The sequence below is a fragment of the Bdellovibrio sp. HCB209 genome, assembly GCF_047306065.1.
Classification (GTDB): Bacteria; Bdellovibrionota; Bdellovibrionia; order Bdellovibrionales; family Bdellovibrionaceae; genus Bdellovibrio.
Window position 1 is genome coordinate 3,393,386 of record NZ_CP178618.1, and the last position, 12,767, is coordinate 3,406,152.

Sequence of the window (12,767 nt, forward strand, 5' to 3'; positions counted from 1 at the left end):
GAATTTCCCGAAAATTAAGTCCATCGTCGGTATAGGAGATTTGTGTTCCCCACCATCCAGTTAACCTCTGAAATTCAAATTCCAACATACTATCTCGTGATCTCGATAGTTGCGGCTATTTGCCTTTTCTGGGTGGTTCGACGCAGTCATCAATTCAAACTTTCACCGACGCGCGCCCTCGACCTTGGTCTTTTGATTATGGTGTTTGGCTTTATCGGTGGACGCCTCTTCCATGTGTTCTATGAAAACTTCACCTACTACCAAGAAGACTTCATGCGCATCCTTTATTTCTGGGATGGCGGTTTCGTGTTTTATGGTGGAGCACTGCTCGCGGGATTCGCGGGGATTTCATATCTGTTTTTTAAAGCTCACGACGAAATTGAAAACTACATCGATTTGTTCGCCCCGGTTTTAGCATTAAGTTATGGCTTGGGCAGAGTCGCATGTTTCTTGGCGGGCTGTTGTTATGGTCGCAGTTGTGACTTGCCTTGGGCAGTGAATGGCCGCCACCCCGCTCAACTCTATGCGGTTTTCTGGGAACTGGGGGTTTTAATGATCCTTTTGGGCCTGGAAAAATCACGCGCTGAAATGAAGTTCTTTAAAGTGCCTGGCAGGATCTTTTACTTCTGGATGGTACTTCATGGATTAGGTCGTCTGATTATGGAGTCTTTCCGTGATGATTTCCGTGGGCCTACGATCGGCTTTTCCATCTCCTCTTGGATCAGCTGGGGCATCATTATTTTAGGTCTCTTACTACTCTGGAAAAAGCCCGTAGAATCCAAGGTTTAAAGTGTCTCATGTTGAGACTTTAGACAAAAGGTGACACAAATTGGCGAAGTGTCTAAAGAGTTCAACACCAAAACCCCTCTCAAATCGCAATAACTGATTCGCTACGCACAGTTGCCGCTGGCACGTCTGGTGTATTGCATCTGTAGTGAAGAAGTTTAATTAATGAGAGAGGTATTTATGAAAAAGCTCATCCTTCTATTAGTCACAGCGTTTTCGGTGACTGCTTTCGTAGGCTGCAGCAACAATGACAGCGGCGGCGGCGGAGTAGCACCAGTTACTTGTAACTACGGATCTACTTGGAATGGCCAATACTGCGTAACTAATAACGGACAAATCGTAACTCCGGGAACGGTGTCTACACGTTATTACGACTACGTATATTACTTCCAAATTGACTACTATACTAAGATGCAAGTTTCTCCTTTGTACGCTCCAGGTACGGGACAAACTAAAAGCATGAGAATCACTAATGCAGCAGTCTATAAGAAATTCCTAAAAGAGGCGATGGCTGTTTGTGATCGCACGATCTGGGGTTGGAACTCTGGCTATGCTAGTTGTGATACATGGGCGAATGGATCTCTGATCCTTCAGGTAGACATGACTAACAATTTGAAACCAGCGGTTTACTTCACTGCTATCCCATCACCACAGTTCTACACTTTCAATATCGGTATCGACGGTGGAGGCATGGCATTCAACCCGCTAGCTCTGATCCAAAATACTACATACAACGTGTATAATCAGGACAAAGGCTTTCAAATCCGCACAAACGGATCATCTTACAACGGCGGCGGATTGCACTTGATCGAGATCCACGTACCGAACGGTAAGATCAACGACAAAGAGTTTGCTTATCAAATTGCTTATCCCGACAGCAATGGTAAGGGAACTTTCTTTGCTACGGGTGTAATGACAAGATACTAATTCTTTTAAACAACCGATTGTGAATCATCGCAGTGCATGGCGATGGCGCACAATCGGTTGCTCTCGTTTCAACTCTGCGCAAGTATTCCCTCCATGAGTGAATCAGAAAAACCTCCCGGAAAAATGGTTAAGTGTCCACAGTGTGGCAAACCTTCTTTGTACTCACCCGAAAATGCTTTTCGTCCTTTTTGCTCTGAACGCTGCCGCCTGATTGACCTTGGCGAGTGGGCTTCCGAGGGATATCGCATTCCCGTGAGCAATCAATCTTCAAGTGATTCTTTAACTTCCATCGACGATGCGTACGATGATGAAGACGATGGAAACACTCATCGCCACTAATGATTGCACGAAGAGTGTGCTCGTGAAATTAGCTGTGCGAGCCTTTTTCGCAAATTGCTATTGACGAAAGATACTTTTTAATTTGTTATTTGAAAGTCATCGGAAGACGAGAATTTATCATCAGGATTATTAAACAACTGAGACACACACATGTGTCACTAAAGAGGAGTTCAAATGAACAAAGCTCAATTGATCGAAAAAATCGCTGGCGAAACTAAAGTTTCTAAAGCTCAAGCTGAAGCAATCCTTGACTGCGCAGTAGAAAACATCAAAAAAGCAGTTAAAAAAGGCGACGACGTTAAACTTGTTGGCTTCGGTACTTTCACTAAAGCTAAACGCAAAGCTCGCACTGGTCGCAACCCACAAACTGGTAAAGCAATCAAAATCCCAGCTGCATGGGCTCCAAAATTCCGCGCTGGCGCAGAATTCAAATCAATGGTTAAGTAATTAGCTAACGCTAATTGCACCATTTAAAAAAGGCGTTCTTCGGAACGCCTTTTTTATTTTCAACACCCACACAATTCTCTCCCATCCCCCTACGTCTCCCTCTCCCCGACTCCCAAAAAAGTAAACCCCATGTTCCCCAATCATCCCTAAGTAGTACGCACATCGCACCACCACAGGATCCACCACCAACAAAGAATACAACACCCCGCTTCATCACACCTTTGCGAAGCCTGCCCTAAGAATCCAGCACCGAAAGAGGAAATTCCAAAGGGAAACCCCTTGTGGGAGTGGGTGCAGCGACCTCCGTGGGCGCCACGATGGCGCGCACTCGCCGAAGGCGAGCCACGGCCTGAGCCAAGGATGGCGTGTCGCGGAAGACACTCCCACAAGGGGTTTCCCTTTGAAATTTCCGGCAACGAGCGCTACTCTTCTGCAATGGCAACATTCAGCAAAAAAATCCAAAAATTAGGCGTGTATACAAGTGGTGGCGATGCTCCCGGAATGAACGCAGCTCTTCGCGCAGTAGTTCGTGCAGCAATCGGCCAAAACCTAGAAGTAGTAGGAATCATGCAAGGCTACGTAGGTATGATAGAAAATCATATCGAAGCCATCGACCAACGCTTTGTTGCCAACATCATTCAACGTGGCGGAACTGTGATTAAAACAGGTCGCTCGACTGAATTCACAAAACCTGAAGGCCGCGCGAAAGCCGCTGCAAACTTAAAAGCTCACGGTGTTGACGCGATGGTTTGCATCGGTGGTGATGGTTCTTTCAGAGGTGCTCATGCCTTGTGGGAAGAACATCAAATTCCTATCGTAGGTGTTCCAGGCACAATCGATAATGATATTTTTGGTTCTGATAAAACCATCGGCTTCGACACGGCTGTGAATACGGCTTTGGAAGCGATCGACAGAATCCGCGATACAGCGGCATCTCATGATCGTCTGTTCATCGTTGAAGTGATGGGCCGCAACTCTGGCTTTATCGCTTCAGCTGTGGGTCTTGCGGGTGGTGCTGAAGAAATCTTTGCTCCTGAATCACTGACAACTGTTGATAAAGCTGTGGATCGCATCAAAGACGGTATTGCTCGTGGCAAAACAAGTTCTATCCTAGTGACAGCAGAAGGCCAAAAACCAGGCCGTGCTTATGATTTGGCGGATGCTATTCGTAAGAAAACTGGCTGGGATGCAAAAGTTTGTATTCTAGGTCACCAACAACGCGGTGGTTCTCCGACTGCTGCGGATCGTATCCTTGCAAGCCGCATGGGTGCTGCCGCTGTGGATTCATTGCTAAAAGGTCATTGCGACATCATGATCGGCACTGAAGGTGAAAAACTCATCGAAGTACCTCTCGATATTGTAACGAAGAACGAGAAAAAAGCGCATTTGGACCTGATCAGCCTGGCAAGTGTTTTAGCGACTTAAATTATCTTGACCTCTTTTGTAGATGCTTGAATTCTAAACGCTATTCGCGTTTTAGCACACACAGAAGAGGTCTTTATGAAACGTCTATTAGTCTCCCTATTGCTAGTGCTTCCTTTGCTAGCGAGCTGCACGAAAAAAGATAACGTCATCACTATCGGTGAATACGATTCCTTGTCTGGAAGCGATGCCACTTTTGGCTTGAGCTCCAACAAAGGTGTTCGCTTGGCATTTGATGAAATCAACGATGCTGGCGGTATCAAAGGTAAAAAAATCGAACTTAAAACGATGGATGACCAAGGTAAAAACGAAGAAGCTGCTGCTGCAACGACTCGTTTGATCTCTCAAAATAAAGTGGTCGCAGTTATTGGTGGTGTAGCGAGTGGTCGCTCTAAAGCTGCAGCTCCGATTGCTCAGGCAAAAGGTGTTCCTTTTGTTTCTCCGGCTTCAACAAATCCCGATGTTACTAAAATCGGTGACTATGTTTTCCGTGTTTGCTTTATCGATCCTTTCCAAGGCTCTGTAATGGCGAAATTCGCGAACGAAACACTTAAAATCAAAAAAGTGGCGATCCTTCGTGACGTTAAAAACGACTACTCTGTAGGTTTGGCTGATGCGTTCCTTGCTGATTTCAAAAAACGTGGTGGCGAAATCGTAGCTGACGTTTCTTACCAAGCGGGCGACATTGACTTCAAAGCTCAATTGACTCAAATCCGCTCTAAAAACCCAGAGGGCATCTATGTTCCGGGTTACTACACTGAAGTGGGCTTGATCGCTCAACAAGCTCGTCAATTGGGTCTTAAAATTCCATTGATGGGGGGTGACGGATGGGACAGCGATAAACTTCATGAGATCGGTAAAGACGCTATCAACGGCAATTACTACTCTAACCACTACACTGTTGAGTCCACAGACCCTGCAGTGACTGAGTTCATCAAAAAATTCAAAGCTAAATACAACGAAACTCCGGATGCGTTGGCAGCCTTGGGTTACGATGCTGCAAAAATCTTGGCAGCGGCAATTGAGCGTTCTGTAGACTTGTCAGGCAAATCTATTCGTGATGAACTAGCTAAAACAAAAGATTTCCCTGGAGTGACTGGTAAAATCACTTTGAATGAAAACCGCGATGCTGTGAAAAGTGCCGTGGTGATTCAAGTGGATGGACCAAATCGTAAATACATTACGACGGTGACTCCTTAAGACCAAAGGAAAGACATGCAGGATTTCGTACAGCATTTGATTAATGGTATTAGCCTTGGCTCCATTTACGCATTAATCGCCCTTGGTTACACCATGGTGTACGGAATCCTGAAAATGATCAACTTCGCCCACTCTGACGTTTACATGGTGGGCGCCTTTGCTTCTTACTATATCGCTCGCATGTTTGGCATCGAAGCCAACCCCGGTATAGGCTCTCTCGCTCTTCTTCTGATCTCCTCGATGGTTTGTTGCAGTCTTCTGGGTTTAATCATCGAACGTTTGGCTTATCGTCCTCTTAGAAATGCTCCAAAACTTAATATCCTTATCACCGCAATTGGTGTGAGTTTGCTTTTGGAGTACGGTGGACAAGTTGTTTTCGGAGCCGATCCCAAAGTTTTTCCTGAAGTGATGAAAGATTTTGTGATCTTCTCTTTCGGCAACGTGGAGTTGAAATCCTTCGACCTCACTGTTCTGGTAGTTTCTGTTATCGCGATGATGGGACTGCACTTTCTGATTCAAAAAACAAAACTAGGCAAGGCAATGCGCGCGGTTAGCAGCAACGCCTCTGTTGCGAGCTTGCTCGGTGTGAATCCCGACAAAATCATCGCCTTCACATTTATCGTCGGCTCTGCGTTGGCAGGTGTCGGTAGCGTCCTGGTCGGTATGAAATATCCTAAAATCGATCCTTTGATGGGGATGATGATCGGGATGAAGGCTTTCGTTGCAGCTGTCCTTGGTGGTATCGGCAATGTTCGCGGCGCAGTTCTTGGAGCCTTGATTATGGGGCTTTCCGAAGAAATGGTCGTGGCTTATTTGTCATCGACTTATCGTGATGCTTTAGCATTTGGTATTTTGATTGCGATCTTGATCTTTAAACCTGCCGGCTTGCTTGGCAAATACTCTGTGGAGAAAGTGTGATGATTCGCGCACTCAAGAATCCCCTTCTCGCTTTTGCAGCCACTCTGATTTTAGGTTTGGTTTTTCAATTTGCCTTTGATGACTATATTCAGCTTTTAGTTCTGTTCATCACGGTAAATTGTTTGATGGCGATGAGCCTGAATCTGGTCAATGGATACACAGGGCAATTTTCCTTGGGTCACGCTGGCTTTATGGCTATCGGGGCTTACTTTACTGCTTATGCTTCCGTGAATTGGAATTTTCTGCCTGTTGAACTTCAAGGTATTTCCTTTTTCATCTTTGCGATTGGCAGTGGTCTGGCAGCAGCGGCTGCGGGATTCTTGGTTGGTCTGCCTTCTTTGCGCTTAAAAGGTGACTACCTCGCCATCGTAACTTTGGGCTTTGGTGAAATCATTCGCGTAGCACTTTTGAATATGGATTTCTTGGGTGGCCCTCGTGGTTTTGCGAATATCCCAGGGTTTTCAAATTTCTATATGTCATATACTTTCGCAGTGATCTGGATTCTGATCTGCTTCTTTACTATCTGGCGCGTGATGAAGTCTTCATGGGGGCGTGGCTTCCTCAGCGTTCGTGAAGATGAAATCGCAGCTGAATCAGCGGGCGTGAACACAACGGGTATGAAAGTTCGCGCATTTGTTCTGTCTAGTTTCTTTGCGGGCGTAGCTGGAGCTTTGTTCGCCCACTTCACCGCCTTCATCAATCCATCCTCATTCACGTTCCTACAAAGTGTGAATGCCGTGATCATGGTTGTTTTAGGCGGCATGGGTTCTATGACAGGCGCGATCATCGCAGCCATCTTTGTTACTGCATTGCCAGAAGCCCTTCGTCCTTTACAAGAAGTAACGGGTGTTGATTTACGTATGGTTATATATGCCTTGTCCTTGGTGCTTGTGATGATTCTTCGTCCTAAAGGCATCATGGGTGAACTAGAGATCACTGATTTGTGGAGAAAATATGTCCGACGTTCTGCTAGAAGCTAAAGGTATCACTATGCAGTTCGGCGGACTTAAAGCCGTCGACAACTTGTCCTTCCAAGTTAAAAAAGGTCAGCTGACAGGTTTGATCGGCCCCAATGGAGCAGGAAAAACCACTGCGTTTAATATGCTCACAGGTGTTTACCAACCGACTAAGGGTGAAGTTTATCTGGACGGACACTCCTTGCACGGTTTGAAGCCGTGGCAGATTTCGCAAAAAGGCATGGCTCGTACTTTTCAAAATATTCGTCTGTTTAAAAACCTGACTGTTTTGGAAAACGTTTTGATTGCGACTCACCAACATGTCACTTACGGAATCATGGATGCGCTTTTACAAACTAAGCGCTTCGTTGAAACTGAAAAACAGATGACTGAAAAAGCTATGGCTTTGTTAGAGGTTTTCTCTTTACAAGGTAAGACCGATGAACAAGCCAGCAGCCTTCCCTATGGTCAGCAGCGCAAACTTGAAATCGTTCGCGCTCTGGCAACGGATCCTAAAATCATTTTGCTAGATGAACCTGCCGCTGGAATGAATCACTCTGAAACTCATCAATTGATGGAAACCATTGCTGATATCCGTTCGAAATTTAATCTGACTGTGGTTTTGATTGAACACGATATGAAACTCGTTATGGGTATTTGTGAAAACATCGTGGTCTTAGATCACGGTGTTAAAATCGAAGAAGGCAATCCGAAGCACGTGCAAAACTCTAAGCGCGTGATCGAAGCTTACCTAGGCGTAGAGGAGACACACTAATGAACACTCCGATTATCTCCGTTGAAAACCTCAATGTTTACTATGGCTCTATCCAAGCTCTTAAAGGCATCACATTCCATGTTAATAAAGGCGAGATTGTAAGTCTTATCGGTGCTAATGGCGCTGGCAAAACGACGACCTTGCGTGCTTTATCTGGCTTGGTTCAAGCTCAAGGGAAAGTCACCCTGCACGGCAAAGACCTTTTAAGCGTGCCTACTCATCAACGTGTGAAATTGGGAATCGCTCAATCCCCTGAGGGTCGTGGCGTTTTCGCACAAATGTCGGTTTTAGAAAATATGGAAATGGGCGCTTATCACCGCTCTGACAAAGCCGAAATCAAAAAAGACTTTGAGATGTGCATGGAGCTTTTCCCTCGCCTGAAAGAACGTCTGTGGCAAATGGCGGGTACTCTATCGGGTGGCGAGCAACAGATGCTGGCAATCAGCCGCGCCTTGATGTGCAAGCCTGAGATTTTGTTACTCGATGAGCCTTCGTTAGGACTAGCTCCCCTGATTGTAAGCCAAATCTTTGAAATCGTGACGAAGCTGAACCAAGACGGAATGACTATTCTGTTGGTTGAGCAAAATGCCCGCTTAGCTCTAAGAATTTCTCACCGCGCTTATGTTTTGGAAACCGGTCGCATCGTGATGCAAGATTCCGGAGTGAACTTGCTGAACAACGACGAAGTTCGCAAAGCCTACCTGGGCGTTTAAAAGAAAAAGGCTCCTTCACGGAGCCTTTTTTATGCCATTTTTTGAAGTGTGATTTCCATCTCTGTGCCGCGGCCGTCTTTAACCGGGCTCTTGATATTTACTTTACCGTCGTGAGCCTCAACCACCGCTTTTACGAAGGTTAAGCCCAAGCCCATTCCGTATTCAGAACGGCTCTTATCACTGCGATAAAGTTTTTGCCAGATCAGGCTGTGCTCTTCAGCAGCGATACCCGGACCAGAATCCGTGACTTTCAAAATCACGCTCTCTGTTTGGTTGATCGTCTCGATAATCACTTCCCCACCTGGAGGCGTGTATTTATGAGCATTATCCAACAGATTCGCGATCACTCGGCTGATTAAACGTGGATCGACCATCGCCCAATCGTGAGAATCCAGCTTCTGTGTGACGATGATTTCTTTTTCTTCAAAAGCCATCCCGTACAGATCCATGATTTCACTGACTAGCTCGCTAATAAATTTCTTTTCGATCTTGAGTTTCTTACTGCGGTTTTCAGCCTCAGTAATATCCGTCAGTACTTGCAAGAAGCTTAAGATCTTATCGGAGTTTTCAAAACAGCTTTGCAAAGCCTCGCGGTAAGACTCAACGTCACCTTCGCTAGTCAATGCGATCTCCGCACGACCACGCAAACGAGTCACTGGCGTTCGAATATCATGAGCCAAGTGATCGAAGGCCTCTTTCAAGCCATTCACCAGATTTTCAATTTTATCGAGAGCTTTATTAAATAGAAGCTTCAGTTCTTCCAACTCGTCATCGCTGCCACCAATAGGTACACGCGTAGAGAGTGAACCGCGTTCGATCTTTTTCATGGAGTTGATCAGATCACGCACCGGACTCAACGTAGAATTCGACAGGAACAATCCACCCAAGAAACCAATCAGGGCGACGGGAACCAATGACCACCAGAAAAGCTTTTGCAGGTAACGAAGCTGCTGCCCCATTCCCTCTGTGCTTTTCGCGACAACCAGGCGCTCACCGTTTTTAAGATTGCGCCCCATCACCAAAACAGCTTCCGTACTGGAAACCTCTGGCAACGAGAACTCAAACGACATCTCTCCGTGCTTGTTCAGCTCAGAAATCAGAAGATCTTTATTGATATTAAAGTTGGGCGTAGGTTCGTGAGCAAAAATTACTTCGCTCTTATTGCCATAAACCTCAACCATGAGGGCTGAATCACGATCGTACTTCTGCAACAGTTCAAAGAACTGTTTGAAATCAGCCATACCGCTGACTTCGATACGATTCGCGTATTCATCAAGTTTTGATTCGAGGATAGCCCGCTCCTGACCTTGGAGCGAGTGAGTGATCTGAAAGTATAGGAAACTAAAGATCAGCGTAGAACTTAGAATCAGTACCATGGAGTACGCAAGCGTCAGCTTGGTACTGATTCTGAATAGAGTGGGTTTAAGACCCTTTAAGGACATAACCTACACCTCTGACAGTATAGATAAGTCGTGTAGGGAAATCTTTTTCTAATTTGTTTCTTAAGCGGCATACCAATACGTCTACCACATTCGTTTGTGGATCAAAATCATAATTCCAAACTTCCTTCAGGATCGTTTGTTTTCCGATGATCTTGTTGGGATTGCTCATGAATAGATCCAAAAGAACGAATTCACGCTCTTGAAGATCCAATTTGCGACCGGCACGAACCACATCACGGTTCAAACGGTTCAATTTCAAATCTTGGAATACCAATTGAGTTACTTCAGAAGCCTTCTGAGCACGCTTCAACAGGTTCTTAACACGGATTTGAAGTTCAGCCATTGCGAATGGTTTTGTTAGGTAGTCATCGCCACCCATGCTCAAACCTTTCAAACGGTCATCAAGCTCACGCAATGCGCTCAAAATTAGAATTGGAGTGTTGATTTCCTTCTCGCGCAAAGATTTTGCGAAAGTGTAGCCATCCATTTCAGGAAGCATCAAATCTAGAACGATAATGTCATAATGATTTGTAAGAGCTCTTTCGTAGGCACGTCTCCCGTTGGATTCAACTTCGACTTCACCTTCAAGCTCACCCAAACCTTGCTTTACGATTGTTGCAATCTCGTTGTCGTCTTCAACTACTAAGCATCTCATCTTCACAAACCCCTCAGGACTATTGTTTAAAACTTGCGCCAGTGTATATCAGGAATGTTTCTAAACAAAAGGTGCAATTTTAATAAACATTGCTAAAAAGCCTATTATTACACACATTTAATCGCTGTTTTTGGGGCATATTGCCCAAGATTACGGGCTTTTAAAGCTTTCGTGGGGCATTTCTGGTTGCCAAGCAAAAAGAAACAGGCCCGGGGTCACGGGCCTGTTAGACATGGTCATGGTTTAGATATTAATGGGAGCTAACTATTAACGTTTCAATTGGATAACTTCGTTAAGAAGTTCATCTGTCGTCGTGATTGTCTTCGCATTGGCTTGGAAACCACGTTGATTTTGGATCATGTTTACGAATTCAGTCGCAAGATCCACTGTAGATCTCTCAAGAGATTTCGCGAACAATTTACCGCGACCAGCTGCACCCGGGCCACCTACTGAAGCAGTTCCTGAATCTCTAGATTCTTTCAAACGGTTGTTACCAACTTTGAAAAGAGCTTCTGGATTCTCGAACTTAGCTAGAGCGATTTGCGCCAAGTCTTGTGCCTGACCGTTTGAGTAAACTGCAGTCAAGATACCATCATCGTTGAATGACAAGCTGTTGATTGTACCAGCAGCTGCGCCATCTTGGTGCCAAGAGATAAGGTCAGAGTTTTTACCGTACTGTTTAGTACCGTCCAAACCTTTACCGCCATCTTTAATAGCGTCACCGAAGTTCATTTTGATTTCTTGACCTTGAAGAGCACCACCTTTGAAGTTGTAGTTCGAAGATGTTACTTGTTGGCTGTCAAGTTTACCGTCAACAGTGAACTCAAGTTTACCAGCAACAACTTCAGACAATTTGCCTTCTTCGCCGCCAGTTACTTCTTTACCGTCTACCAAGCCTTTGTATTCCCATTGTCTGTCTGCAACTTTATTGAAGAACAATGACAACAAGTGTTTGTTACCTTGAGAATCGTACATCTCAACGCCTGTAGAGTAGTGAGAAGTGGAGTATGGATCTTTTGGATCGAATTTTTTAGTTGGTTCCATACGGGAATCCAAGTTCAAATCCATTTTGATTTCTTTAGTCGCTTTAGCTGGGATCAAAGCGCGTGGGAATTTGATATCAGTCATTTTGTTCAGGATGTTACCTTTTTCGTCAGTACCGAAACCTTGAACTTTTTGATTGTCGTTAGTTACCAAGTAACCTTCGCGGTCAAAGTGGAAAGAACCGTCACGAGTGTAAGACTCGCCATCAGAACCTTTAACTTTGAAGTAACCGTCACCAGAGATAGCAAGGTCAGTTACTTTTTCAGTCGCATCAACGTTACCTTGAGTAAGGATTGGATTTACAGCACCGATCTTCACACCACGACCGATTTGGTTACCACCAAGAACACCTTTTAAGCTTTTAGAAATGATATCTTGGAATTCAGCGCGGGACGCTTTGAAACCGATAGTGTTTGCATTCGCGATATTGTCACCGATAACGCCAAGGGCTTCGCCCTGTGCAGTCATACCAGACACACCCGTGTACAATGAAGAAAGAATACCCATGTGACCTCCATGTCGTTGGCAGTTCTATTCGAGAACCACCGTTTTGGAGGGCCTCCTCTACGAGGACCAGCCCTAATATTTAGTTTTTATTCATCCGCAGGATGATTTCCACCAACCCGCTAACCTCGAACACATTCTATGTTCTCGGTGCTTTGCACTTTATCTGTCTCTTCGGGACAGCTTCAATGCTCTTTTCGGTTAAATAACCACTGTCGAATCTATGTTCGTGAACACATTTTCTTTCAATGCGGTCTTGTCCATCACTGTAACAACAGTATTATTCTTCACGCTCACGATCAGTGCCGAGTCATTCATCAAAATCAATGAATCCTTGGAACCTTTCGCCGCCGCTCTCGAAACCGCATCATTCAGCTTACTGATATCGTCGGGGCTATAATTAATCCCGCGAGTACTCATACGCTCAATCGCATGATTCGAAAACTTAACTCCCTCACCAGGCTTCGTACCACCCAGAGGATTCACTTGCTTTGCTACCGGGGTCGCAATCGGCCCACCGAGCTTATCAAGGGTATCCTTGAAGGAAGGACCCGTTCCCGCTCCAACTTCAGGTTTAACCTTCGGCTGTTGCTGCGGAATGAGTTGATCGAATGTCTGTATCTTTTTTAAGTCTACCAT

14 protein-coding genes are annotated in these 12,767 nt (G+C 45.2%); 10 read left to right on the forward strand and 4 right to left on the reverse strand.

The window, feature by feature from the left end; translation table 11 throughout:
* The first annotated feature begins 42 nt into the window (after positions 1–42).
* The 10 genes from ACLVWP_RS16455 to ACLVWP_RS16500 all read left to right on the forward strand — a co-directional run bounded on the left by ACLVWP_RS16455 (position 43) and on the right by ACLVWP_RS16500 (position 8,483).
* Positions 43–789: a prolipoprotein diacylglyceryl transferase gene (locus ACLVWP_RS16455; RefSeq protein WP_413558744.1), complete on the forward strand. Its 747-nt coding sequence runs from the start codon at positions 43–45 to the stop codon at positions 787–789.
* A gap of 177 nt (positions 790–966) precedes the next feature.
* The gene (locus ACLVWP_RS16460; protein ID WP_413558745.1) at positions 967–1,713 is read left to right on the forward strand and encodes a hypothetical protein; all 747 of its coding nucleotides are present in this window, start codon (positions 967–969) and stop codon (positions 1,711–1,713) included.
* A 93-nt stretch (positions 1,714–1,806) separates the two neighbouring features.
* Positions 1,807–2,052 (forward strand): DNA gyrase inhibitor YacG, encoded by a 246-nt coding sequence (locus tag ACLVWP_RS16465; protein WP_413558746.1) that lies wholly within the window; start codon positions 1,807–1,809, stop codon positions 2,050–2,052.
* Positions 2,053–2,226: 174 nt separating this feature from the next.
* Positions 2,227–2,499 carry an HU family DNA-binding protein gene (locus ACLVWP_RS16470; RefSeq protein WP_142701575.1) on the forward strand — a complete coding sequence of 91 codons (273 nt, stop codon included), beginning with the start codon at positions 2,227–2,229 and terminating at the stop codon, positions 2,497–2,499.
* 435 nt (positions 2,500–2,934) lie between these two features.
* Positions 2,935–3,924 (forward strand): 6-phosphofructokinase, encoded by a 990-nt coding sequence (gene pfkA, locus ACLVWP_RS16475; protein WP_413558747.1) that lies wholly within the window; start codon positions 2,935–2,937, stop codon positions 3,922–3,924.
* 75 nt (positions 3,925–3,999) lie between these two features.
* Positions 4,000–5,121 (forward strand): ABC transporter substrate-binding protein, encoded by a 1,122-nt coding sequence (locus tag ACLVWP_RS16480; protein WP_413558748.1) that lies wholly within the window; start codon positions 4,000–4,002, stop codon positions 5,119–5,121.
* A 15-nt stretch (positions 5,122–5,136) separates the two neighbouring features.
* Positions 5,137–6,039: a branched-chain amino acid ABC transporter permease gene (locus ACLVWP_RS16485; protein WP_413558749.1), complete on the forward strand. Its 903-nt coding sequence runs from the start codon at positions 5,137–5,139 to the stop codon at positions 6,037–6,039.
* On the forward strand, positions 6,039–7,019 hold the full coding sequence (locus ACLVWP_RS16490; RefSeq protein WP_413558750.1) for a branched-chain amino acid ABC transporter permease: 981 nt from the start codon (positions 6,039–6,041) through the stop codon (positions 7,017–7,019). The genes ACLVWP_RS16485 and ACLVWP_RS16490 overlap by 1 nt, the downstream gene beginning before the upstream one ends.
* Entirely contained in the window at positions 6,994–7,770 is a 777-nt protein-coding gene (locus ACLVWP_RS16495; protein WP_413558751.1) for an ABC transporter ATP-binding protein, read from the forward strand. The genes ACLVWP_RS16490 and ACLVWP_RS16495 overlap by 26 nt, the downstream gene beginning before the upstream one ends.
* Entirely contained in the window at positions 7,770–8,483 is a 714-nt protein-coding gene (locus ACLVWP_RS16500) for an ABC transporter ATP-binding protein (RefSeq protein ID WP_413558752.1), read from the forward strand. Before ACLVWP_RS16495 ends, ACLVWP_RS16500 begins: the two co-directional genes overlap by 1 nt.
* 29 nt (positions 8,484–8,512) lie before the next feature.
* Here the strand turns inward: ACLVWP_RS16500 and ACLVWP_RS16505 are convergent, their stop codons facing one another.
* The 4 genes from ACLVWP_RS16505 to ACLVWP_RS16520 all read right to left on the reverse strand — a co-directional run bounded on the left by ACLVWP_RS16505 (position 8,513) and on the right by ACLVWP_RS16520 (position 12,767).
* On the reverse strand, positions 8,513–9,925 hold the full coding sequence (locus ACLVWP_RS16505) for an ATP-binding protein (protein WP_413558753.1): 1,413 nt from the start codon (positions 9,923–9,925) through the stop codon (positions 8,513–8,515).
* Positions 9,906–10,580, reverse strand: a complete 675-nt coding sequence (locus ACLVWP_RS16510; protein WP_088615634.1) for a response regulator transcription factor — start codon at positions 10,578–10,580, stop codon at positions 9,906–9,908. The genes ACLVWP_RS16505 and ACLVWP_RS16510 overlap by 20 nt, the downstream gene beginning before the upstream one ends.
* A 267-nt stretch (positions 10,581–10,847) precedes the next feature.
* Positions 10,848–12,131 (reverse strand): flagellar hook protein FlgE, encoded by a 1,284-nt coding sequence (locus ACLVWP_RS16515; protein ID WP_413558754.1) that lies wholly within the window; start codon positions 12,129–12,131, stop codon positions 10,848–10,850.
* A gap of 198 nt (positions 12,132–12,329) precedes the next feature.
* Positions 12,330–12,767 carry a TIGR02530 family flagellar biosynthesis protein gene (locus tag ACLVWP_RS16520; RefSeq protein WP_413558755.1) on the reverse strand — a complete coding sequence of 146 codons (438 nt, stop codon included), beginning with the start codon at positions 12,765–12,767 and terminating at the stop codon, positions 12,330–12,332.

What these genes read in the sequence shown, in the direction of transcription:
- ACLVWP_RS16515 (WP_413558754.1), bottom strand. Translation starts at nt 12,131, where the DNA reads ATGGGTATTCTTTCTTCATTGTACACGGGTGTGTCTGGTATGACTGCA.
- pfkA (WP_413558747.1), top strand. Translation starts at nt 2,935, where the DNA reads ATGGCAACATTCAGCAAAAAAATCCAAAAATTAGGCGTGTATACAAGT.
- ACLVWP_RS16460 (WP_413558745.1), top strand. Translation starts at nt 967, where the DNA reads ATGAAAAAGCTCATCCTTCTATTAGTCACAGCGTTTTCGGTGACTGCT.
- ACLVWP_RS16510 (WP_088615634.1), bottom strand. Translation starts at nt 10,580, where the DNA reads ATGAGATGCTTAGTAGTTGAAGACGACAACGAGATTGCAACAATCGTA.
- ACLVWP_RS16505 (WP_413558753.1), bottom strand. Translation starts at nt 9,925, where the DNA reads ATGTCCTTAAAGGGTCTTAAACCCACTCTATTCAGAATCAGTACCAAG.
- ACLVWP_RS16500 (WP_413558752.1), top strand. Translation starts at nt 7,770, where the DNA reads ATGAACACTCCGATTATCTCCGTTGAAAACCTCAATGTTTACTATGGC.
- ACLVWP_RS16490 (WP_413558750.1), top strand. Translation starts at nt 6,039, where the DNA reads ATGATTCGCGCACTCAAGAATCCCCTTCTCGCTTTTGCAGCCACTCTG.
- ACLVWP_RS16480 (WP_413558748.1), top strand. Translation starts at nt 4,000, where the DNA reads ATGAAACGTCTATTAGTCTCCCTATTGCTAGTGCTTCCTTTGCTAGCG.
- ACLVWP_RS16495 (WP_413558751.1), top strand. Translation starts at nt 6,994, where the DNA reads ATGTCCGACGTTCTGCTAGAAGCTAAAGGTATCACTATGCAGTTCGGC.
- ACLVWP_RS16520 (WP_413558755.1), bottom strand. Translation starts at nt 12,767, where the DNA reads ATGGTAGACTTAAAAAAGATACAGACATTCGATCAACTCATTCCGCAG.
- ACLVWP_RS16465 (WP_413558746.1), top strand. Translation starts at nt 1,807, where the DNA reads ATGAGTGAATCAGAAAAACCTCCCGGAAAAATGGTTAAGTGTCCACAG.
- ACLVWP_RS16470 (WP_142701575.1), top strand. Translation starts at nt 2,227, where the DNA reads ATGAACAAAGCTCAATTGATCGAAAAAATCGCTGGCGAAACTAAAGTT.
- ACLVWP_RS16485 (WP_413558749.1), top strand. Translation starts at nt 5,137, where the DNA reads ATGCAGGATTTCGTACAGCATTTGATTAATGGTATTAGCCTTGGCTCC.